Origin of the sequence: Bradyrhizobium sp. 153 (assembly GCF_023073835.1) — a bacterium.
In the GTDB taxonomy this organism is placed as follows: Bacteria; Pseudomonadota; Alphaproteobacteria; order Rhizobiales; family Xanthobacteraceae; genus Bradyrhizobium.
Genome location: NZ_JADPKH010000124.1, coordinates 31,912 through 54,426, shown reverse-complemented (window position 1 = coordinate 54,426; position 22,515 = coordinate 31,912). Strand labels below are relative to the sequence as shown.

The 22,515-nt window shown below is 59.0% G+C and carries 16 protein-coding genes and 1 pseudogene; 7 read left to right on the top strand and 10 right to left on the bottom strand.

Annotation, left to right across the window (positions count from 1 at the left end; genetic code table 11):
* Window positions 1–1,145: 1,145 nt before the first annotated feature.
* Window positions 1,146–1,868, bottom strand: coding sequence for an SDR family oxidoreductase (locus IVA91_RS29580; RefSeq protein WP_247459839.1), 723 nt, complete (start codon window positions 1,866–1,868; stop codon window positions 1,146–1,148).
* 480 nt (window positions 1,869–2,348) lie between these two features.
* Between IVA91_RS29580 and IVA91_RS29575 the strand changes: the two genes are divergently transcribed.
* The 4 genes from IVA91_RS29575 (at window position 2,349) to IVA91_RS29560 (ending at window position 6,645) form a co-directional block, all read left to right on the top strand.
* Complete coding sequence (locus IVA91_RS29575; RefSeq protein WP_247459837.1) at window positions 2,349–2,552, top strand: hypothetical protein; 204 nt, start codon at window positions 2,349–2,351, stop codon at window positions 2,550–2,552.
* Window positions 2,553–2,738: 186 nt separating this feature from the next.
* Window positions 2,739–3,563, top strand: a complete 825-nt coding sequence (locus IVA91_RS29570) for a CmcJ/NvfI family oxidoreductase (RefSeq protein WP_275996842.1) — start codon at window positions 2,739–2,741, stop codon at window positions 3,561–3,563.
* A 78-nt stretch (window positions 3,564–3,641) separates the two neighbouring features.
* Window positions 3,642–4,328, top strand: a complete 687-nt coding sequence (locus tag IVA91_RS29565; RefSeq protein WP_247459834.1) for an SDR family oxidoreductase — start codon at window positions 3,642–3,644, stop codon at window positions 4,326–4,328.
* A gap of 1,126 nt (window positions 4,329–5,454) precedes the next feature.
* Window positions 5,455–6,645, top strand: coding sequence for an IS256 family transposase (locus IVA91_RS29560; RefSeq protein ID WP_247459833.1), 1,191 nt, complete (start codon window positions 5,455–5,457; stop codon window positions 6,643–6,645).
* Window positions 6,646–6,855: 210 nt separating this feature from the next.
* Here IVA91_RS29560 and IVA91_RS29555 read toward each other — a convergent pair whose 3' ends face one another.
* Together IVA91_RS29555 and IVA91_RS29550 are read right to left on the bottom strand one after the other, a co-directional pair.
* Window positions 6,856–7,650 (bottom strand): SDR family oxidoreductase, encoded by a 795-nt coding sequence (locus IVA91_RS29555; protein ID WP_247459832.1) that lies wholly within the window; start codon window positions 7,648–7,650, stop codon window positions 6,856–6,858.
* A gap of 92 nt (window positions 7,651–7,742) precedes the next feature.
* A complete protein-coding gene (locus tag IVA91_RS29550) occupies window positions 7,743–8,465 on the bottom strand; it encodes an SDR family oxidoreductase (RefSeq protein WP_247459831.1) in 723 nt (240 codons plus the stop codon).
* Window positions 8,466–9,152: 687 nt separating this feature from the next.
* Here IVA91_RS29550 and IVA91_RS36690 point away from each other — a divergent pair.
* Window positions 9,153–9,619 (top strand): annotated as a pseudogene (locus tag IVA91_RS36690) (MFS transporter).
* 334 nt (window positions 9,620–9,953) lie between these two features.
* Window positions 9,954–10,493, top strand: coding sequence for an MFS transporter (locus IVA91_RS36685; RefSeq protein WP_346015539.1), 540 nt, complete (start codon window positions 9,954–9,956; stop codon window positions 10,491–10,493).
* A 123-nt stretch (window positions 10,494–10,616) separates the two neighbouring features.
* Here the strand turns inward: IVA91_RS36685 and IVA91_RS29540 are convergent, their stop codons facing one another.
* The 7 genes from IVA91_RS29540 to IVA91_RS29510 form a co-directional block, all read right to left on the bottom strand.
* Entirely contained in the window at window positions 10,617–11,084 is a 468-nt protein-coding gene (locus tag IVA91_RS29540; protein WP_247459843.1) for a PaaI family thioesterase, read from the bottom strand.
* Window positions 11,085–11,200: 116 nt separating this feature from the next.
* The gene (locus tag IVA91_RS29535) at window positions 11,201–12,949 is read right to left on the bottom strand and encodes a hydantoinase B/oxoprolinase family protein (protein ID WP_247459829.1); all 1,749 of its coding nucleotides are present in this window, start codon (window positions 12,947–12,949) and stop codon (window positions 11,201–11,203) included.
* Complete coding sequence (locus tag IVA91_RS29530; RefSeq protein WP_247459827.1) at window positions 12,946–15,018, bottom strand: hydantoinase/oxoprolinase family protein; 2,073 nt, start codon at window positions 15,016–15,018, stop codon at window positions 12,946–12,948. The genes IVA91_RS29535 and IVA91_RS29530 overlap by 4 nt, the downstream gene beginning before the upstream one ends.
* Before the next feature lie 41 nt (window positions 15,019–15,059).
* Window positions 15,060–16,325, bottom strand: a complete 1,266-nt coding sequence (locus IVA91_RS29525; RefSeq protein WP_247459825.1) for a Glu/Leu/Phe/Val dehydrogenase — start codon at window positions 16,323–16,325, stop codon at window positions 15,060–15,062.
* A gap of 179 nt (window positions 16,326–16,504) precedes the next feature.
* Window positions 16,505–17,941, bottom strand: coding sequence for an aldehyde dehydrogenase family protein (locus tag IVA91_RS29520; protein ID WP_247459823.1), 1,437 nt, complete (start codon window positions 17,939–17,941; stop codon window positions 16,505–16,507).
* Window positions 17,942–18,113: 172 nt separating this feature from the next.
* Entirely contained in the window at window positions 18,114–19,829 is a 1,716-nt protein-coding gene (locus tag IVA91_RS29515) for an acetolactate synthase catalytic subunit (protein ID WP_247459821.1), read from the bottom strand.
* On the bottom strand, window positions 19,826–21,202 hold the full coding sequence (locus tag IVA91_RS29510; RefSeq protein ID WP_247459819.1) for an aspartate aminotransferase family protein: 1,377 nt from the start codon (window positions 21,200–21,202) through the stop codon (window positions 19,826–19,828). Before IVA91_RS29510 ends, IVA91_RS29515 begins: the two co-directional genes overlap by 4 nt.
* 238 nt (window positions 21,203–21,440) lie before the next feature.
* Here IVA91_RS29510 and torT point away from each other — a divergent pair, with 238 nt between their 5' ends.
* Window positions 21,441–22,505, top strand: a complete 1,065-nt coding sequence (torT, locus tag IVA91_RS29505) for a TMAO reductase system periplasmic protein TorT (protein WP_247459817.1) — start codon at window positions 21,441–21,443, stop codon at window positions 22,503–22,505.
* Window positions 22,506–22,515 lie beyond the last annotated feature (10 nt).

The window sequence follows — 22,515 nt, the reverse complement described above, 5'->3', positions numbered from 1 at the left end:
TCCTTATCGCTATCCTTACGACTATCCTTCGACATTGTGACCTCGCGACAAACTATTCCGCGAGATCTTCCTAGCCGACCAGATCAGCCCTCAGCGCGTCGTCCCTGCATGACGCTCACGAATCACGATCCACGGCGAAAGGAATCATCAAAGCGGAATTGCAGGGTTTGATGGCCTTAAGCCTCCGAACCCTGCAAATCTCAAACCGCATCAAATCCGACAAACAGGCTCTCGCTCAATCGCCTAGAGCTTTGTTCATGGACGACTATCCACCATGACATCGGCGATCTCATCTGAGGTCACAACGACTATCAAAGGATCTGCGTTGTCTGAGATGAACCTGATCAGCTGATTCAATGTGAACTTTTGTGGTGCGGCTAAATCGAGGAGCCCTTTTTTTTGGAACAGATTGGTCTACGGAAAGTCTCGGACAACGCCGGCTCGAGATCAATCGAACGCCCAACGATTGGCCACTTCAGTCAAGAATCCGGGTCTGTATAGGCCCGCAGCTTTTCACGTCGTCAGACGCTTCTTACTTGGTCAGCCATACTACTATTGGGACAGTACCCGTCATGACCAGCAGGTCATCTTCTTCCACCGACCGCCCGCGCTCTCTGTTTAGATGTTATAGCATTGCTTGCCCTTGTCTCGATGAGGTTCGGTACTGAGTACGACTTCATCAGACTCCGCAGCGGCGCGATTCCAGCATCAGCTGCGCGAGCTGAACCGGAACGGGATAGCCTTGCGGGCTTAAGCAATATTCAGCTGACCACTGACTGAAAAACCCTCCTTTGTGGTTAAGCGCACGCATCTTCGCATTTGTCCACGAATTTCCCGGCAATCCCAACAGACGTTAGCGACTTTGGACAGAATCTCTGCGCGAACATACCTCAAATCATGACCGGGAAGCTCAGCTTCACCAAAGTTCGTAGCCTTTGTCTTATATCCCGAGGTGACAATGTTCCCGGCGGCGCGCCCGTTCGACAATTGCTCCAGCGATGCCAATATGCGTGCAAATTGATATAGAGGACCAACGAATTCGCGGCCGAGGCGAAACGCTCAGGCAGGTGCTACTGTCTCGTTGAACACAGCCAGATAGCCTGCAAGGCTGCACCCGTCAACCGGTCAGGCTGAAGCAGATCCGGTCACCATGGAATCTTTTCGCCGCGGTAATTCTGAAAAACGCCACTGGTCGCCGACGTCAGCTCGGCGATGCGACGGATGAGGCCGCTGGCACTCTCTTCGGGCGAGATTGAGGTGGGATCGGCTGCTGCTGCTGCACCGCCCATGGAGGTCCGCACAAAGCCGGGGGCTAGTATTCCCACCAGAACACCCTCGTTCGCCCAATCGCGCGAGAGCGCGTGCATGCCGTTGTTGAGCGCTGCTTTCGATGCGCAGTAGGCGTATCTGATGGGCGCCAGGGTGGAGGAGGAGTCGATGCTCGTGGAGCCGAGGCCGCTGCTGATTGCCACCAGCTTCTTCTCGTATCCACGCTTCAGGTTGTCGCGGAGCGCCAGAGCTACGAGCATCGGAGCGAGGGCGTTGACGCGCAGCGTGGTCATCCAGCCCTCGGCGTCGATACAGTTGGCCGACTGGTTCTCGGGACCGATGATCCCCGCATTATTGATAAGTATGTCAATCGGCTGATCTCTAAGCTCATCCTTGAGGGACTGAATGGACGTTTCGTCGGTCACGTCGAGCTTGATGATCTTCACGCGACTGCCCGACAAAGACGCGAGCTCGCTGAGCGAGGCGGCGGTTGCGGGCTCAATGCAACAGCCGAGGACATCGGCCTCTTCTGCCGCGTATTGTTGCGCGAGTGCAAGGCCAATGCCCTGGTTTGCGCCCGTGATCAGAACTGTGGTCATGATTATGTTCCCGCTTTTCGTATTTGTCACCGTAGTGCTGCAGTTCACGCTTTTTGCTTGCCAGAGTCTGATCTCAGAATCATCTTGTTCGCGTGGCGCAGCTCCCATTATCAAGTTGCAATCATGACAGAGTCGAAAATGACAAGCTCCTCCCTAGCCGCGCAGCGAAGCCTCGTATCACATCCGCATCCTTCAGACGTCGCTTCCAACTATTTTCTACAAGAAGGTCTCTTTGACCGCCTCGATGGACCAGCCCCTGACGGTTCTGAGGCCGTTGCGTCGCTCCCGTCTACTCGTCCTTAGCTAAAGACGCTCCAGGAGCTTTCAGAATACGGATCAGCCTGCTGACATTTTAGGGGTGGGATTCATTATGCGTATCCTACCAAGAATGGTTGGTAGACCAGCGTCGTTTGTGCTCTATCCTTTTAAGTTCCCATTCTTGACATTGCGCTTCAACTCCTCAGAGAAAATGAAGATGCGATGTTGTCTGAACAAAGCGCAGCAGGAATGGTCGTATTGTGGAAGCAGAACCTGAAACTCAATTCCGCCGCAAGCGCCATTGTGAGTGCACCAAAAGGAAAAGGGACGGGTTCTACAGAGAGCCAGGACGGAGCCGTGGACTTGAAAATACCGAACATGGACATGATACGATCGGACATTCCACGCACCAGAGGCATCGCCTGAAATGCAGCCCACTAGCGTGGCTAGTAGTCGGCGTTGGAGCCCTTCAGGTTGTTTATCATTGGAAAATTTCCCCGCCGACAGGTTGCGTTTGTGCCCCTCGTGCGCGGGCACTTATTATTTCGTTTTGTTAACGTGATCGTAGCGCGACAGAGAGAGAGCAACTATGGGACGCGGAGCCCCCCAGAGATGCAAGTGAAACGGGATCAGCTTGAGTGCGTGCAAGGTCAAATTAACTTTGCCAGACGCACATCGGACGAGAACGCTCCAGCAGTTGTTGTGCCAAGGTGCAATCTAGCCATGGTCACCTACAACGTCACGATTCGCAACGCCCGTGCGATTTTGGACGAACTGTCGCTTGACCGGGAGGGCTTCACCCTAATTCAGCACAACATACCCAGCGCAGACGACGGTCGCGAGGATGATCCAGAGATCACGTGTCACAAGCACTTGGAAGAAATGGCCTCGTTCATCAAACAGTTCTTCAATGCATCCTGGGTCGTGCCCCGCAAAAAAGGCGCTATCGTTCATTCTGCCAGCGGGAGCTCAATTCCCGCGGTAACGAAACCTGGAGAACCGGCTCGTATTGATTGCGCACCGATCGCCAGTCCTATGCTAGCCGCGCTTGAGAACCAAGCGCAGGGTATTCCGATTGGGTCATACTCTCGATTGATGATCATTCACAGTTGGCGAGCTCTCTTTCCGCCTCCGCAGGCCTGCGCCTTGGCGATCTGCGATGCTGCCACCGTTCTCGATACCGATTTTGTCGTGCTGGACTACACCTCAGATGCTGGTGCCCCATATAAGAGCTGCATTCTTAACTATAATCCACGTGAGTGTTGGTACTACTTTCCGGAGATGAAGCCGAATGAGCTCATTCTGTTTAAGGGCTATGATTCCGAAGAGAATTGCAATGCGAGGACGGCTCACGCGGTGTTTCAGAATCGTCGCGAGTATCTCAATGCAAAGCTTCGTAGAAGCATGCAGGCTAGCTTCTTCGTATACTATGCCTAAGCACGAAGGCCCCTTTCTGAGATTCAGAAATTATCATGGAGTTGGCAGCGCGCGGTCCACCTGACAAGGAGTCCTTATATGGCGGCAGTTCTAGTCACCGGCGCGAACAGGGGCGTCGGCCTTGCACTCACGCGGCAATACGTCGGCGATGGGGCTGAGGTGATTGCTTGCTGCCGCGATCCAGCAAGAGCCGAAGCGCTAAGGGATCTCGCGGCATCCTCCGCCGGTCAGGTGCGAATATGGCAGCTCGACGTAGCGGACGAGGCATCGATCGCATCCCTGATTCGGTCGCTCGGCGATCGGCCGTTAGACATCCTCATCAACAATGCGGCAATTGCCAACCTGTCGGTAAACAGGATCGAAGCTGAGGGCTGGATGACTACGCTGCGTACTAATGCCCTCGCCCCAATGCTCATTGCCCAGGGGCTGCGCGAGAATTTGAGACGCGGCTTTGAGAAGAAGCTGGTGGTGATTAGCAGCAATTTTGGTTCCACCACCAGCGCCGGCGGCGGCAGCTATGCTTACCGGGCCTCGAAGGCGGCACTCAACAACGGAATGCGCGGGCTATCGCGCGACTGGGCCCATGACGGAATCCTAGTGGGGATACTCCACCCCGGCTGGGTACGAACGGACATGGGAGGCGGCGAAGTCGCCGCCGTGTCGCCCGAGGAGAGCGCGCGCGGTCTCATCCAGAGAATCGCCGAGCTCACGCCGGCCACCAGCGGCTCGTTCCGCGACTACCGTGGCGGGGCTATCCGCTGGTAAGGTCCAATCCCGCGCTAACCTAAGTACTTGAGCCGCGCGGCAAGCCCTCGTCCGGCCTGCGTGTGCGTCGCCTAAATCCTGGCCTCAAAATCCTCGATTCCAGCCAGTGCTGAGCCCCGACTTTGGGAAAGCCCTCATCCTGAATGGCCCCTCCGAAGAGGCTGTCATCTCTGCTCCGGCCCAGAAGCTCACAGCTCACATGTCGTTGGGGTACAGAAACTGCGCGTCTAGACTCATTGACGGACGCGTTTGTCCAGGTCAACTGCACGAGCCCACCGCCTAGATTACCGTTTCCCTATTTTATGGCAGGAATTCGCACGGTGGTCGGCGAACGGCTGACCGCAGCCAGACTGACGGCGCCTGATCGATGTCGAATTGCGCCGCCGGTTCGACTGGATCATCAGCAGCTCGCACGCAAGCGCAATGCTCCAGCCGCTCGGCCAAGCTTTTCAAGTGAGGTACAACCCGCGGAGCGCGTATGCGTCGACTAGGTAGTCCATGTTTTTTCACTCCTCGAATGTGGGGTGATGTTTGATGACGTGCTCACCCATACGTTAGGAAGTTGCTTCTGAAGTTCAGTCCTAGCCGCCAGCTCATGTCCACGGCAAGACGAAAAGTAGATTACAGCCGCTTTTACCCCTTCCTCCAAAAGACTCGCGCGGCGGCCACGAATGCAATCCGCACCGTGCCATCGGCCTCTATCCGTTCCCTGACTGGCAGCCGACGATATCGGGGAACGAGGATTTGCGGAAAGGCCGGTAGTGATCCAAGACGTCTTGTGGGATAGACCGGCGCATCAATAAGCCACGAATTTCATCTGTGATCAATAAACCGACCTTTGTTCTCTTCTATTCGAGGCGGGGTGCCCGTCGGAACCGTCGACCCATGAACGAACAAGCCGGTGTTGGAAAGAAAATCCTTGGTGATGTTTTCGGTGAAGTAGCGCCAGGTCAAATCGCGAGGACCCCTGGTCGTGTCCCCAGTGATGGTGTAGCTCGGTAGAGCAAAGCCGTCCGCACGCGCGCCCTCCAGTAGCGCCGTAGCGGGCGGACGGCTTTGCGGTGGTCACCAGCAGTTCGCCGGTAGGGTCGGGTTGCTGACACCAACCTGATTCGAGGAACCACCGATGACCGATGAGATGATGAACCTCCGCACGCTCGTGGAGAAGACCCCTGATGCGGATCTGCTGCGCGAGATGATCGGCTTTGCTGCCCAGCGCCTGATGGAGCTGGAAGTGGAGGGCCAGACCGGGGCCGCCTACGGGGAGAAGAACCCGGAGCGTCTGGCGCAGCGCAACGGCTACCGCGACCGGAGCTGGGAGACCCGCGCCGGCACGGTCGAGCTGCGCATTCCCAAGCTGCGCAAATTCCCCGGCTTTCTGGAGCCGCGCCGGATGGCCGAGAAGGCGCTCACCGCCGTGGTGCAGGAAGCTTATGTGCAGGGCGTCTCGACCCGCTCCGTCGACGATCTGGTGCAGGCGATGGGCATGAGCGGCATCTCCAAGAGCCAGGTCTCGCGGCTGTGCGCGGAGAACGATGACAAGGTGAAGGCGTTCCTCGCTCGCCCGATCGAGGGCGTTTGGCCGTATCTGTGGATCGACGCCACCTACGTGAAGGTGCGCCAGCAGGGACGCATCGTGTCGGTCGCGGTGATCGTCGCGGTCGGCGTCAACAGCGATGGCCGGCGCGAAGTTCTCGGCATGGACATTGGTCCCTCGGAGGCCGAGACATTCTGGACGGCGTTCCTGCGCAAGCTCGCCCGCCGCGGCCTGCGCGGCGTCAAGCTGGTCGTCTCCGACGCCCACGAGGGCATCAAGGCGACCGTCGCCAAGGTGCTCAACGCCAGTTGGCAGCGTTGCCGCGTGCACTTCATGCGCAACGCGCTGGCCCATGCCGGCAAAAGCGGACGGCGTGTCGTCTCCGCCTTCATCGCCACTGCGTTTGCCCAGGACGATGCCGAGGCCGCACGAGCGCAATGGCGGAAGGTCGCCGATCAGCTCCGCCCCAAGCTACCCAAGCTCGCCGGCTTCCTCGACGAGGCCGAGACCGATGTGCTGGCTTACATGACGTTCCCGCCGCAGCACCGCACCAAGCTGCACTCGACCAACCCGATCGAGCGCCTCAACGGCGAGATCAAGCGCCGGACAGAGGTCGTCGGCATCTTCCCCAATGAGGACGCCATCGTCCGCCTCATCGGCGCGATCCTGCTCGAACAGAACGATGAATGGGCCGTCCAGCGCGCCCGTTACATGACGCTGGAAACCATCGCGCCGTTGAGCGATGATCCAACCGTCAGCCTCCCGGCTATCGCCAGCTGACCAGTCCGGCTCTTGCTGGCGAACGCGGTGTCCCACCGCCAGTTACACCACGCTCAGGGACACGATCGGACCCCTCCAGTGGGCTTCTAGGAACGGTGGCACTTGAAGCCCTCGCACCTGCCCCGAGCGTCATGCAAGGTTGTTGGCTGCTGGAGTATGGCCCTCCGCTATCAGCCCCGCCTTGTCTGATAGCTAATCAACGTTTGATTGTCAGACAGCCAAAAACCCACCGTCGACTGGCAGCGTCGCACCGGTAATGTACCGGGCCATATCGGAACAAAGGAACACGATAGGATCCGCTACTTCGTCAGGAGTGGCGGGCCTGCCCATCGGAGCGCCCAAGTCGTTAGAAATTGCAGGCCGCCCCATCGGAACGCGCGACAGGGTCTCGGCTCGTAAGGCAGGATCGCCTAATCGCCTAGCAGTCATCGCGGTCTGAATACAACCAGGCGCGACAGCATTTGCGCGAATGCCTTTGACTGCGAGCTGGCGCGCCATGGTTTGCGTCAGGGATCGTAGCCCGGCCTTCGATACGTTGTAGCCATATCCCGCTGTCACCGCACTGAAGGATGCGATCGAGCATAGATTGACGACGCAACCCTTCGTCTCTTCGAGGGCAGAGAGAAAGGAGCGGGTCACGTTGAAGGGGCCAGTGAGGTTCACGCCCAGCGTGCTATCCCAGGCGTTGCGAGCGTCATCCGCATCGAGTGCGGCGCCGAAACCGACGCCGGCATTATTGACGAGTATTGAAACGGGTCCGATCTCCTTCTTGACGTGCGACGCCAGCGCCTCGCAGGCGCCTAGATCACTAACGTCGAGGTGAAATGCAAAAGCACCGCCGCCCGCCTCCCTCAGCGAAGCCGCAAGCACTTCGGCTTCAGCAATCCTCACATCCGCAACTATTACCTTCGCACCATGGGTAACGAATGCTTCGCAGACCGCCTTGCCGATCCCTTGCGAGCCGCCGGTTACAAGAGCTAGTTTTCCTTCGAGCAACTTCATCATTTCCTCACTCTCGAGCATTTCGGCCCGCTTTGGTCTTCGGACAGAATGCGTCCTGCTACGTTCTTTCGTTTATTCTTCCCTTCACTACTGAATCACCAAGCTATCGTATCGCCTCGATGATCTTGGAAGGTGCCGCTGGTCGCTGGTGTAAGCTTGGCGATTCGCTGGATGAGAGCGCTTGCGCTCTCTTCCGGCGATATGGATGTTGGATGGGCGACAGCACCTGAACCGCCCATGTCGGTCCGCACATAGCCTGGGGCTAGAATCGCCACCAACACGCCATCCGCCGCCCAGTCGCGCGAAAGCGCGTGCATGCCATTGTTGAGAGCCGCCTTCGACGCGCAGTATGCATATCTGATCGGGTTGAGAGCCGAGCGAGGCTCCCTGCCGGTGGAACCCAAACCGCTACTGATCGCCACCAACTTCTTCTCGCTTCCACGCTTCAGGTTTTCACGTAGCGCAAGTGCGATGAGCATCGGCGCGAGGGCGTTGACCCGCAACGTAGCCATCCAGCCCTCGGCGTCGATAAGGTCCGCCGACTGGTGCTCAGGGCCAACAATCCCAGCATTGTTGATGAGGATGTCGATCGATTGATCGCCGAGCGCATTCTTGAGGGATGTGATCGAGTTCTCGTCGGCCACGTCGAGCGGCAAGATCCGCACGCGACCGCCGGACGACGCCGCAAGCTCCTTTAGAGCGCCGGCTCTTGCTGGATCGCGGCAGCAGACAATGACCTCGGCCGCGTCGGCAGCGTATTGCCGCGCCAGCGCAAGGCCAATTCCCCGGTTTGCCCCAGTGATCAGAACCGCTGTCATAATTATGCCGCCCCCTCTCGCGACTTAAGTAACTTTGTGAGGACCCACTAGGAACACCAATACCAAGTCGGAGATCACCTGCGATTTCGCCGAACACACGTTCACCTCCGAAATAACTCCTTGGAATCCTCGTTTCTCATGGCCGAACAATCATCATGTATTCTACGCGCATGCGCAGCAGAATTGCAGCAACTAGGGCCTCCTTGGCGCCGGATTGCTGCGCAGGCCCGCATGACACAGGAGGCCTTTGAACGAACCGCTGGGGCATTCTACTTACAACGATCCGGCTCCGAGCGGTCTCAGGCTCAGTCGGATCTCACAGGCCAGAACGTTCGTGTGTCCGGATAATTCACTTCGTTCGTTGAACCACCTCGCCGCGGCTCCCGGTGACCCGGCAGACCAGCCGAAGACGCAGGGTACAGAGCCTCGCGCACTCGACCTTGCAGATCCCGTCGCTACTGCCAACGCCGATCGCATTCCGCCCCCCCCTGCGCCACCGCACATTCCGCCACATCTGGGTTGCGAGCCTGATCTCAAATCTGGGCAGTCTGGTGTAAGGAGTTGGAGTGGCCTGGGCCATGACCGAGATGTCGTCCTCGGCTGACAAAGTGGTACTGGTCCAAACTGCTCTTGGATGCTCTCGGAATTCCAGCGGGCGCGATTGCGGATCTGCATGATCGACGCATCGTGGTACTGTGTTCACTAATCATCGCCTTGGCGGCCACGACAACCTTGGCGACGCTCGCATGGATGGGGCTGCTCACACCAAATCTGCTGCTCGCGCTTTGCTTCGCCGCAGGAACTGGGGCAGCGATGTGGGGACCCGCGTGGCAGGCGGCCGTCAGCGAGCAGGTACCCGCGCAAGCTCTGCCTGCCGCCATCGCGCTCAACGGAATCAGCTTCAATATTGCACGAAGCGTAGGACCGGCAATCGGCGGCATCATTGTAGCTACCGAAGGGACTTTCTCGCCTTCGTATTGAATGCCGCGTCCTATGTGCCGCTCATCGGCGCGCTCTATCTGTGGAAGCGCGCCGCTGAGCGTTCGCGACTACCGCCGGAAAAGCTCAATCGCGCGATTCTTTTAGGCGTCCAGTATATCGCGAACTCACCCTCGATCATGGTCGTGCTGATCCAAACGATTATCATGGCTTGACTAGCGCAGTCATCCTGGCTCTCTTGCGGCTGGCGGCCCGCGATGTGCTGCTCGGCGGCGCACCAACATACGGTCTCATGCTTGGAGCCTTTGGTGCGGAGCTGTCATCGGAGCAGCAAATATCGGAATGGTGCGCAAGCACTTGAGCGGTGAAGCAGCCCTGCGATGCTGCGCTGTTGGTATGGGCGCTGGCATTGCTTTTGTGGCAGTCAGCCGAAATTCTGTCATCGCCGCTCTGGGATTGGTCGTGGCCGGTGCTGGGTGGACCCTGTGTTGGACGCTGTTGAATGTTGGCGTATAGCTTTCCGCTCCCCGCTGGGTCGCAGCGCGGTCTCTGGCAGCCTATCAGGCGGCCTCAGCAGGAGGGCTGGTGCTCGGCAGCCGGGTTTGGGGACATGTGGCCCAGGTCGCGGGTGTTGAAACAGCCCTCCTCGTCGCGACCGCATTGATGATTGCGTCACCACTGCTCGGCCTACGGCTGCGGATGCCGCCTGTGAAGGCGCGTGAGGAAGAAGGAAGCCTTCTCGAGAATCCAGAAGTGCGGGTACCCATAAGCGGGCGCCACGGAACTGTGGCGATCGAGATCGAATATCGGATTCAGCAGAAAAACTCGCCAGAGTTTCGGAGGAGTATGCAAGACCTCCGGCTCATCCGGAGGCGCAACGGCGCTTACGGTTGGTCGCTTGCGCGAAACATGGCAGATCCGAACATGTGGATCGAGCGCTACCACTTTCGCACTTGGGACGATTATCTACGCCAACGCAACTGCTCCACTCTAACCGAGCGAACGATGGAAGACCGCATCATAAAACAGTACCATGAGGGTCCAGGCAAGGTGCGCGTGCGCCGCACGATCGAGCGGTCGTTCGGGTGAACAGGAATGGCAGAAACACGTGACGGTTCGCACAGATCCCCGCGTCCAATCGGAATAGCATCCAACCGCCGCAAGCGACGGCGGGCCGAGCAAGGACATTGCCGGATCGCAGCTCAAACAGCGTTACGTGCTGAGCTTTTGCTTCGATCGTTTGATGGTTCCGGAAAACGTGAGGACCAGCCGTTCGCCAGATTTCAGTTCGCCTCTGACAAAAATGAGCGAGCCGCCGGCCCGGGTAACCTCGCCCGCGGCCTCAATCAACTCACCTTCCCGCGCCGCTTCGAGGAACTCGCTACTGAGGGCGACTGTGACCCCAGGCCCTTCCAGCACGAGACCTGCGATCGCAAATACACAATAATCCACGAAGGCCATGAAGCAGCCGCCATGAACATTGCCGTGACCATTGAGATGCTTCTTCTGCACGCGAAATGCGCAATGTACCCTTCGATCCACGTCGACCCGGTGCCAAAAAGGCCCGCTCTGATTCAAGAAACTATCGAACGTCCAGGTGCGCCAGCCTTTGAACTCGCCTTCCGTCGCTTCATGCAGATCGGGACGTGTGAGCAAGGCTGACTTGCTGATGTCCTTCAAGACTTGCACTTGGATCTCCAAATGTCAGCTCAATGTTGGATGGCCGTTGGCAGGCAATCAACGGGGGGCCCATGCTAAGCGCATTGCCAGCCCGCCCCTGCGACATCGCGATTCGGTTATGTTGAGCTTTCGACTTTTTTGAGCTGTTGACGGCGTACCCGCGTCGCCTGTTCATCGACATAGAGATCTTTGCCCGTCAGAACGACGCCGTAGTCTGCCTCCGCGTTTTCACGGCTGACTATCCCGTCGAGGACATCGTTCAAGACCTCTTCCGGGGGGCGCTGATACGGTGATCCGAAGCCGCCACCGCCGGCGGCTTTGATCGTGAGTGTCAAGGGACGCAGCCTTTCGACCCCGAAGCGAGGTGGCGCGTAAGAGGAACCATCCTCGAACTTGATTGAACAGCTCCCGACGCCGGCCGCATGTCCCCCTAAAACGCCAAAGGACGTCGGATTGCCGTTGCCTTCGCCGCGGAATGAATACTCTGCGGAGTGCCGAACTTTGACGGTTGCGACAGCACCGGTGCCGCCCCGGTAGCGGCCCGCGCCGCCACCGTCAGTGACAAACTCCTGACACTCTACAATGAACGGGTAGCTTGTCTCGAAGTCTTCAACATCTGGCAATGCGAGACCGCCGAGCGTCGTGATCTGTCCCATGACATTGAAGCCGTCTCGGCCCTTGACCGCGCCGGCGCCGGGCTGCGCCAGCCACTGATATGCGACGTAGTATCGTCCGCTTTCGTCGGTCCCAGACGTATTACAATGCGAAATCCGGCTCCAACCTGCGCAGCTCAACTCGGGAGCAGTTGGGCTCAATGCCTGCCAGATCGCGTGGATGATCTGATGCGCGGGATAGGTAGTCGCTGAGGTAACCGGGGCTGGCGGCTTCGCGTTGACGAGCGATCCCTCGGGCGCCTCGACGCGAACGCGGCGGAAGACACCATCGTTGCGCGGGATGTGTGCCCCAAGAAACGAGACCAGTCCAAAGAGTACGGCTGAACGCGTGTTCGCCAGTGAACTGTTCTTGAAGCCGCGCATCTGCGGGCTCGTGCCCGCAAAGTCGACCAGAACTCCGTCCGCCCCAATCGTTATTGCAGCCTTGATGCGTGCCTCGATGGGCTCGAAGCAATCGTGATCAAAAAAGTCTTCGCCGACATATGTTCCTGGCTTTAGCTTACGAATTGCAGCGAGAAAGCTTTCCTCGGCCCAATCGAGCAGCAATGTAAACAGCTGGTTCAGCCCCTCGCCTCCCATTGGGCTTGCCATGTCATGCACGCGCTTGGCGCCGATCTCGGTCGATCCGAGCATGGCACGGAGATCGCCATCGAGCAGGTCGGGCGTTCTGGAGTTCAGGAGGATCAAGCGCCAAAGATCGTCCTGAACCTCGCCTTTCGAGACCAGCTTTATGACGGGTATGCGCAAGCCTTCGTGAAAAATCTCCTCGGCCTTCGGGTTGTACGTGCCTGCTGCTCCGCCTCCGATGTCAGACTGATGCGCGCGGTTGCAAGTAAATCCAATGAGCGCCTCGTTCAGGAAGACCGGCCGCATGACCGTAAAATCGGGCAGATGATTGCCGCCCGCCACATACGGATCATTCGCCAGGAAACAGTCGCCGGGATGAATGCGACCTTCGAATGTTTCCAACAGGCGCGTCAGCGCAATCCCACCCCCTCCGGTATGAATTGGAATGCCGTCGGCTTGGGAGACGACCTGGCCGGACTTGCTCCCGATGAAGCAGGAGAAGTCGTGCGATTGGCTGAAAATGGGGCTTCGCGCGGTCCGGGCCATCACCCAGCCCATCGTCCGACAAATATGATCGAGCTGCTTCTGGCCAAGCGCCAAGCTGATTGGATCAATTGCCTTCATGCCTTGCCTCCTTGAGCCGGAACAGCCAAGCGAACGACGAAGTTGTTCGTCGCGTCCACTTCGAGCTTGTCACCCTTTCCGATGAATACGGTGGTGGTCAAATCATTGATGACCGCAGGCCCGATAAGGCGCGCACCTGGCCGCAGTTCTGAGCCTTCGTAAATATCTACGTCAGCGGCTCCAACCTCCCGGCTCACAACGATACGACGCTTGCTAGAGGAGGGCGGCACGTACTCGGCAACTGACATTTTCTGGATTGAAACGCCCGGAAACTGGCGAGCTCCACTGACGCGCAGCGCGCAAGTCATGATCGGCGAATGCTTGTGAGCATGCCCATAGAGGAGGATATAGCGCTCCTCGTAGGCCTTGATGATGCTCTCGATATTGTTGTCCGTCCACTCGATCGAGAGCTGAGATTGCTGATCCAAATAATTCAGATCAATGTGGCGGCTGAACACTGGATGGCTTCCGGTCTCGCCATAAGCCATAAGACGTGCGCGTAGCGCGATTTCGAGCTCGTGCGCGACGTGCTGCAGATCCTCGAGAGCCGCCTGATTGAAGGGCCGGCGGATCGTCCGGACCTCGTCGAGGCGCACGTCCGAATTGAGCATACCGAACGCGCAGAAGACGCCGGCAAGCCGCGGTATGTAAACCGTCGAGCAGCCGAGGCTTCGGCCAACCGAGCTTGCGTGCAAGGCACCAGCGCCGCCGACAGCAACAAGCGTAAAGTTGCGAAGGTCGAAACCGCGCTCCGCACTCACATGCTCGACAGCATGCCGCAAATTCTGATCCATCAGTTCAACGACACCGAGAGCGGCTGCTTCGGGTGCAAGCCCGACAGTATCGCCATAGACGCGCTGCAGCGCGTCTCGGGCCGCCTGATCATCAAGGTCGAGCGTGCCGGCGAAGGGCCCTGGAGCGAGGCGGCCGAGGACGAGCTGGGCATCGGTGTTCGTCGGGTTCTGCCCACCACGACGATAGCAGACGGGGCCGGGCATGGACCCGGCGCCGTCCGGACCGAGGGTCACCATTCCGCCGGCATCGAGCCGAGCAATACTGCCGCCGCCGGCGCTGACGGAATGAATGTCGACACTGGGCACTAGGGCGAGATACCCCGCAATATCGATCCGGTCGGTCGAATGGACGCGCCCGCCTTCCATTAAGGCGAGATCGCAGCTCGTCCCACCCATCTCCAGAGAGATTAGATTCTCGGTGCCCGCTGTCGCCGCGACATGTCTTAGCGCACCAACTTGTGCCGCCGGTCCCGACAGAAGGAGGCAGGCGGGATTGCGCGCGATCTCGTCCACGGATGAGATACCACCGTTGCTTTGAATGAGAAGCAGCGGACCAAATAGTCCGTTTTGCCGCAGAATGCCTTCCAGAGACCGCAGGTAGGGAACGACGCGCCTTGAGACGTAGGCTGCGAGCACCGTTGAGGAGGTTCGACCATACTCACCGGCGTAGGGCGAGATTTCGTGGGAGCAGAAAATCGCATCCAGATCCCAATCCGCTCCAAGGATTTCCATGGCCCGGCGCTCCTGCGCGCCATTGGCGTAGCTGTGGAGAAAGGATACAGCGACACAATCAAGGCCCGCAGCCTTGAATGCCGCTGATGCGGTCTTCACATCACGCTCATCCAGTGCTGCAAGCTCGCGTCCATCCCTGTCGAGACGTCCACCGACCGGCAGACGCCAGCGGCGTGGCACAAGCACCTTGGGGAACGGCGGGCGATGATTCCAAGGCTCCTCGCGGATGCCCCGCCGGATTTCAAGCGTGTCACGAAAGCCCTTGGTGGTGAGAAGCCCGACCTTTGCGCCCTTGCCTTCGAGCACGGTGTTCGTCGCAATCGTCGAACCATGCACCAGCATCGAGCAGCCGTTAAGCAGATCCTTGGTGGCAAGGCCAAGGCGCCGCGCGAGCCCCTCTAGTGCCGCCATAACGCCGGCGGTCGGATCGTCCGGCTTCGAGGGCGACTTGAGAACCTCGATGTGACCGTTGGTGTCGATGGCCACCACATCGCTAAAGGTGCCTCCGATGTCGATTCCGATCCGCCAGGGGGCAACAAGCATGGGTCTCTCCGTTTCGGTGCTATGGGTCGGAACAACAGTCATTACGGAAAAAGGCCTCTGGTACTTTTGGCCGACTGCACAACGCTGACGCCAATGGCCATAGCCGCCATGCGATGAGAAATGCCATCGCGCTTAGCTCGGGCGATCACTTGCTGGAAGGAGCGCTCGAGAATGCGGTAAAGGCGATCGAACACTTCGGCTTCCTCCCAGAACAGCCGCTGCAGATCCTGCACCCATTCGAAATAGCTGACGATGACCCCGCCTGCGTTACAGAGAATATCAGGCAGCACGAAGATTCCGTCGCAGCGCTGATCCAGAATGGCGTCGGCTTCAGGTGTCGTTGGGCCGTTGGCGCCCTCGGCGAGAATGCGACACTTGAGCTCGGAGGCATTTTGACCTGTAATCACCTGCTCCATCGCAGCTGGTACGAGCACATCGCACTTTCGCAGCAACAGCTCCGAGGGATCAATGGTGCTCTCTGTGGAAAAACCCGCAAGCTGACCTTGCTGGGCAACGTGTTTCTGTAGCGCGGAGACGTCGAGCCCCGCTGAATCATAGTAGGCGGCGGTGTGATCGCTGACGCCAATGATTTTCACGCCTCTCTCCGCAAGCGAGTAGGCTGTCACTGATCCAACGTTACCGAATCCCTGGATAATGGCAGTCGCACTAGCCGCCTTGATCCCAAGGTGGTCGAGCGCGCGGCCGACGAGATAGGCAACCCCGCGGCCGGTCGCTTCGCGGCGGCCAAGCGTGCCTCCGGCTGACACCGGCTTTCCGGTGACGATCTCGTTGATTGTCTGGCCCTGGTACATCGAATACGTATCCATGAACCAGGCCATGACCTGCTCATTCGTGCCCATGTCAGGCGCCATGACATCAGTGTGAGGCCCGACGAAGGGTATCATCTCCTGCATGTAGCGGCGGGACAGCGCTTCGAGTTCGCGCGGCGACAACGTGTAGGGATCAACGGTGATGCCTCCCTTTGCTCCGCCGTAGGGAAGTCCCGCCAGAGCGCATTTCCAGCTCATCCACACAGCCAGTGCAGCCACCTCGCCGACATCGACGGACGGAGCGAACCTTGTACCGCCCTTCGTAGGCCCCAGTGTCAGGTGATGCTGGACCCGGTAACCCTGGAAGACTTCCGTTCGGCCATCGTCCCGGTGAATCGGGCAGGACACTGCGATTGCGCGCTTGGGATAAAGCAGCCGATCCCTCTCCATTTCCGGAATCTCCAGATGATTGGCAACCTGATCGAACTGCTGCCTCGCCATCTCGAAAACAGGACCGCTATAGATTGATCTACTCATCGTCAGTCATCTCATCGAACTGGATCTGGAAGTCTGCCCAAAACGGCGCAGCTTGAAAGAGGAAAAGTGGCCGCCCCTTGAAGGGGCGGCCAGTCGCGTTCGTCGAGGGAGGAAGACTGTTGCGACGAACGAATCGAACACGTGACCGGTTGACGCGCGCCCGATATGGCTTGCGGCTATCAGAGACCATGACGGATGGTCACAGTCTTCAGAACGCCAAAGCCATACAGCGCCTCGAATCCCTTCTCCCGGCCGAAACCTGATCCCTTCACACCACCAAACGGCAATTCGACGCCGCCACCGGCGCCGTAATTGTTCACGAACACTTGGCCAGCCTCGATATTGCGGGACAAGCGCAGCGATCTGCCGAGGTCGGACGTCCACACGCCGGCAACAAGCCCATACGGTGTACCGTTGGCGATGCGCAGCGCCTCCTCCTCGTCACGGAAACGTAAGGCGACCAGCACGGGACCGAAGATCTCCTCCTGGGCCAATGCATGCTCCGCTGGGACGTTACCGATCAGGGTCGGTTTGACGTAATAGCCACCGGAAGGCAGGTTCGTGCCGAAGGAGCCTTCCGCCAAAATCTGCAATCCATTGCGCCGCGCGGTCTCGAGATAACCCTCGATGCGGGTCTGCTGCGCAGCGTTGACAACGGGACCGAGATCGAGGTCCTGACTTGCCGAGCCGACACGAAGCGCCTTGAACCGCTTGGCGAGCTGGTTTGTAAATTCCTCGTAGATGTCGTCCTGGATCAAGACGCGCGAGCCCGCGCTGCAGGTCTGACCAGAATTGTGCACGATCCCCTTGACGATCGTAGCGCCGGCATCCTCGAGAGGCGCATCTGCGAAGACGACTTGCGGTGATTTTCCGCCCAGCTCGAGTGTGACCGGAATGGTGTTCCTGGCAGCGGCGGTCTGGATCAGGCGACCGACTTCACGGGATCCCGTGAAGCTGACATGCCCGATGCCTGGATGAACCGAGAGCGCCGCACCAGCCTCTTCACCAAGGCCCGTGACCACGTTGAACACCCCCGGCGGAAAGCCCGCCTCCTCCGCAAGCTTTGCCAGCGCCAGTGCCGACAGGGATGTGTCCTCGGCAGGTTTCAGGACAATCGCGTTCCCCATGGCAAGCGAGGGAGCGACCGATCGGCCCGTCATTTGCAGCGGGTAGTTCCAGGGCACGATATGAGCCGTCACACCGTGCGGCTCGTAGAATGTCATCACCGTGAAGCCGTTCTGGAACGGGATGGTCTCGCCATGCACCTTGTCCGCGGCCGCGCCGTAATATTCGAAGTACCTGGCGCAGACAGCGACGTCGCCAAGAGCAACCGTCATTGGCTTTCCGACGTCTTCGCTTTCAAGCTTTGCTAATTTTTCCGCATCGCGGCGAATGAGCTCCGCCAGCTTAAGTAGAAGCCGGCCGCGCGAGACCGCGTCCAGCTTTCCCAAAGGTCCCTTGCGAGCAGCCTGAGCTGCCGCAACCGCAGCGTCAATTTCCGATGCGCCGCCACGCGCGATCTCGGCGATTTTGGTGCCGTCCGAGGGATTGATGACATCGAGGGTCTTGGCTGATGCAACCCAGCGTCCGGCGATATAGTGTTGATGAACGTCCATTGCAGTCTCAGTTGTTAAGGCAGCTCGCACTGGCTAGGCTCATTGGCGAGGCGCGGTCAGAAGCGATTACAAATCAAGCATGGTCGAAGTGCCCGCACCTGGACGGGCCTCCGATACCCAGCTCACTTTCAAAAGGGCAGACGCCTATCTTGCGCCGCCCCATATGTTCGTCTCAAACGGTCGAAAGGCCCCGATCAAGCGTACCATCGAAGAGCGAAATGGGAGGATGAGCCGATGGATCGGTTGTGACCTCGATCAACCACGGCCTGTTCTCTGCCAGCGCAACATCGAGCGCCTTGCCCAGATCGCCTGGTACTGAAACCACCGTGCCCCCACAGCCGCACGCGCGCGCGATCGCAGCATGATCAACAGGAGAGAAGTGGCAGGCGGTCGTGTAGCTGCCGAATTTCACCGTCTCCGCATCTTTTTGAAAGCCGAGAATGCCGTTATTGAGCACGATGACGATGACGTGCACATTACTGCGGACGACGGTTTCAAGTTCGGCCCAGCTGTGCGCAAAACCGCCGTCACCGACCAGGGCAACAACGGGGCTGGCCGGCCTTGCGAGCTTGGCGCCTATCGCGAGCGGCAGTCCCCAACCGAGTCCCGCCAGCCCGCGTGGCGTGATGAAGCGCTGGCCTGCGGTCCGGCTGCGAAGCTGACCGACCACCCACATCGACGAGTAGCTTGCGTCGGCGACGACGATCATGTCCGGCGTCAGACGCGCCTGGAGCTCGCGCATCACGCACTCCGGCCGGATCGGGCTTCCGTTGCTGCCTGAAAATACCGAGCGTTCCTCTTCAAAGCTCTTCCAGGCCGCAGCGATACGCTTCTCGAGCACAGGCCGAGCATCACGGCGAGCTGAGAGGTCAATCTGTTCGATGGCAGCTGCAAGAGCCTCCAATGTTGCTGCGGCATCGCCAACAAGGCGCGTCGCCTCATAATTTCGCCCGATCTCCTGCGGGTCGACATCGATGTGGATGACGCGTGCATTTGCAGGAACTTGTCGCCAGCTGTCAGTTCCGTTCTGGTTGGTGCGCGTCCCGACAAGAAGGATGAGGTCGGCCTCTTGCAGAATCGGCAAGGTATGCCTGCCAAGGGAGCGAGGACCAACCAGTGCGCCAAGGACCCCTGCGGAGAGCGGATGCGTTTCGTCGACTGCGCCCTTACCCATGTTTGTGGTAAAGACCGGCAGATGCGCGATGTTCTGCAGCTTGGCCATAGCAGCGGCCGCGGCGGGAGAAGCCACGCCGCCGCCAGCCAGGACGACCGGAGCCTTCGCCGCTGCGATCGATTCCGCCGCCTCGCGAATCCCTGCCTCGCTCGGACGCGTCCGATCGATGGGCCATCCCCCAAAGCTCGACCGGCGCTCGCGAGTTAATGTGGAGACCTTTTCGCGCAAAAGGTCGGCCGGTAGCAACAGCACAGCCGGTCCTGGTCGGCCGCTGCCGGCGGCAACAAAGGCTGCATCGACATAGTCATCAATGCGGTCGGCCGTGATGACCCGCCGTACTGATTTGGCGCAAGACGAGAACAGCGCGAAGTGATCGAGCTCCTGAAATGCATTCCGGTCGAGCTGGTTGCGCTCGACCTCCTGGACCAGAGCGACGATGGGAACGCTCGCCTTGTAAGCCTCGGCCAGAGGCGGAACGAGCAAAGTGGCCGCAGGCCCGTTCTGAGCAGCAACGACGGCGATCTGCCCAGAAACGCGCGCAAAGCCGTCGGCCATCGCGCCGCCCATGTTCTCCTGTCGATAAGCTAACTGGCGAATACCGATAGCTTCGCAAGCGAGAATGACCGCTGAAGGCAGGCTTTGCCCGAAAATCAGCGTCACGCCATGTCGCTTCAAGGCCAGAGCAATACGCTGCGCAACTGTTTCGTCGGTCACTTCTGCACCTCAATAGCTTCCAACTGGTCTTGATGATTGTCGAGGAAGCCCTCGAACACCTCGATAATGATTTCAGCATCGGTACGCGTCATAGGCGTCGAGAGCGCAGCTGCAGCGCCATATGGCAAAATGATGCCGTTGGCGGCGAAGAAGCGCGTAAGGTCCTTCATGACCGCCGCACCTCCCGGCGTCGGATGCGCGTCCCGATAGTCAATTGGCGCTCGCGCCATGGGATGAATACGAAGCAGAGAGGCGGCCCCCGTCACACAGAGTGAGACGCCTCTCTTTTGGATAGCTCGGCCAATTCCGTCCCGCACTAGATTGCCGAGTGCTTCAAGATGCGCAAAGGCCGCTTGGTCCAGGTGCCGCATCGAGGCAAGGCCCGCGATCATCGACAACGGATTGGCGGAGAACGTGCCCCCCTGTGGCAGCAGCGGCCGGCCCGCTGAGGCGTCGAACACCTTCATCACGTCCTCACGCCCGCCAATCGCTCCGATCGGCAGACCGCCACCAATGATTTTGCCCATGGTGACGAGGTCCGGAACAAGCCCATAGCGCGCGGCGGCTCCTTCAAAACCCTGCCTGAGATTTAAAACCTCATCAGAAATCACCAGAATCTCATTTTCACGCGCAGTCTGCTGGACCGCAGCAATGAATTCCGGAGTGGGAGCGGTCAGACCGCCGCGGCTCGGCATCGGATCCAGGACAACGGCTGCAAGATCGCGCGCGTGCGATGACAACAGCCGGCGCGCACCCTCGACATCGTTGAAGCGAAGCACAACGACCTCATCGAGCACACTTTGAGGCATGCCGCGATAAAAGGGCGCAGACTTTGGAGCAGCGGGATCACCCCAATTGTCCGGCGTTGCCGCCTGACTTACCTCAACCCAATCATATGCCCCGTGATAGGCCCCCTCGAGCTTTGCGATTTTTGTACGGCCGGTGAAGGCCCGCGCGGCCTTGACCGCAAACAGGACCGCCTCGGTGCCTGTATTGACAAAACGGACGCGGTCAACCCGCGGAATCCGGTCGCAGAGCAACTCCGCAAGCTCAATTTCGCCGCGGGTCGGATTTGCAAAACAGCTCCCTCGCTGCAGCTGATCGGTTAGCGCCTCGACAACAGGCGCGAATGCATGACCATGGATGAGTGTCGTGAAGTTGCAGTTGAGATCCAGAAATCGCCTGCCATCGATGTCGAACACATAGCTCCCGGATCCGCGCTCGATGTAGACCGGCTCCGGGTCTCGCTCGATGGTGACCCGCGAGGTTCCATCGGGAAAAACCAATCGTGCCCGAGCAAAGCTATCCTTGGAGCCTTGCCCTGCTCGTTCAAATTGCGCCGCCCTGTTCGAACCTGCTGGACCGGTTGCCACGAGTTTCTCACCTCTTGCCTAGGATGGCTGCGAGGTACTGCCGATTGATATTTGATGCAACAAAAATCGTGTATTTACGCGAGGATTCAGTTCCGCACTGCACAATATCCAGTCTTGCTCAAACTTTCAGCAGTCCGATCGCTTGTCGCATCTGTACTTCTGATGCATCATATTTGATACATGAATTTGCTAGGCGGGCTCTTCACCTGTCATTTCATTTTCAGAGATGGGGTCATTGATGAAAAAGTTCTGCGGACTGTTGCTTGCCGTTGCCCTCCCGTTCGCGATCAACGTCGCGCCAGCGTCTGCGGGGGACACAAAGTGGTATCCCTTCAAGATGAACGACGCCTCGGCGGACACGCTGAAGGTCATTGACTACTCGCCGCTTGAGAAAGCCGAAAAGGCTCACAAGATTTGCGTGCTGTTTCCGCACATGAAGGACAGCTTCTGGGTCGCTGTCGCCTACGGCATCACCGAGCAGTCAAAAGCGCTCGGCGTGAACATGAACCTGTATGAGGCTGGCGGATATGACAATCTGCCCAAGCAACTGTCGCAATTTGACGACTGCATTGCGAGCGGAGCGGACGCGATCGTGATCGGTGCGATCTCGACGGTCGGTGTGGCCAAACAGGTCTTGGCTGCGAAGGCGAAGGGCATTCCTGTCATCGCCGTGACGAACAGCTTCATCTCGCCTGATCTAGCCGCCGGCGTATTTGTTGATCTTAAATCGATGGCGAGCGCCTCTGCCAATGCGCTGCTCGCCAACGTCAAGAGTGGCGAGACCGCAAATGTCGTGACGTTCCCCGGCCCCGCGGGCTCAGGCTGGGCCGAAACCATGAACAAGGATTTTGAGACTGTCGTCGCGAAGAACCCGAACGTGAAGACACTTTCCTCAAAGTTCGGCGACACCGGCGTCGCGGTGCAGCTTCAATTGGTTCAGGACGCGCTGCAAGCCTACCCGTCCATGAACTACATCTGGGGTACCGCTCCAACAGCAGAGGCTGCGATCGGAGCCTTGGCTGAGGCTGGCCGCAGCGACGTCAAGGTCATCTCGACCTACGAAAATCAGGCGATGCTCGATGCGCTCAAGCGTGGAGACATTGTTGCGTTCACGACCCAGTACCCGGTCATCGAGGGGCGCGTGGCAATTGACGAGACGGTTCGCATCCTCGAAAAGAAGCCCTTTATCCGCCTGGTGCAGCCGATTGCGGGCGTGATCGACAAGGCCACGATGGGCAAGATGGACATGTCCACGGTGCTGGCGCCTGCGAGCTGGAGCCCCGTGTACAGCGTCAAGCAGTAATTGGTTGCGT

Bases quoted from the DNA above. Each gene is read 5' to 3' on its own strand.
- IVA91_RS29580 (WP_247459839.1), bottom strand. From the start codon at position 1,868: ATGACCACAGTTCTGATCACGGGCGCAAACCAGGGCATTGGCCTTGCA.
- IVA91_RS29575 (WP_247459837.1), top strand. From the start codon at position 2,349: ATGTTGTCTGAACAAAGCGCAGCAGGAATGGTCGTATTGTGGAAGCAG.
- IVA91_RS29570 (WP_275996842.1), top strand. From the start codon at position 2,739: ATGCAAGTGAAACGGGATCAGCTTGAGTGCGTGCAAGGTCAAATTAAC.
- IVA91_RS29565 (WP_247459834.1), top strand. From the start codon at position 3,642: ATGGCGGCAGTTCTAGTCACCGGCGCGAACAGGGGCGTCGGCCTTGCA.
- IVA91_RS29560 (WP_247459833.1), top strand. From the start codon at position 5,455: ATGACCGATGAGATGATGAACCTCCGCACGCTCGTGGAGAAGACCCCT.
- IVA91_RS29555 (WP_247459832.1), bottom strand. From the start codon at position 7,650: ATGATGAAGTTGCTCGAAGGAAAACTAGCTCTTGTAACCGGCGGCTCG.
- IVA91_RS29550 (WP_247459831.1), bottom strand. From the start codon at position 8,465: ATGACAGCGGTTCTGATCACTGGGGCAAACCGGGGAATTGGCCTTGCG.
- IVA91_RS29535 (WP_247459829.1), bottom strand. From the start codon at position 12,949: ATGAAGGCAATTGATCCAATCAGCTTGGCGCTTGGCCAGAAGCAGCTC.
- IVA91_RS29530 (WP_247459827.1), bottom strand. From the start codon at position 15,018: ATGCTTGTTGCCCCCTGGCGGATCGGAATCGACATCGGAGGCACCTTT.
- IVA91_RS29525 (WP_247459825.1), bottom strand. From the start codon at position 16,325: ATGAGTAGATCAATCTATAGCGGTCCTGTTTTCGAGATGGCGAGGCAG.
- IVA91_RS29520 (WP_247459823.1), bottom strand. From the start codon at position 17,941: ATGGACGTTCATCAACACTATATCGCCGGACGCTGGGTTGCATCAGCC.
- torT (WP_247459817.1), top strand. From the start codon at position 21,441: ATGAAAAAGTTCTGCGGACTGTTGCTTGCCGTTGCCCTCCCGTTCGCG.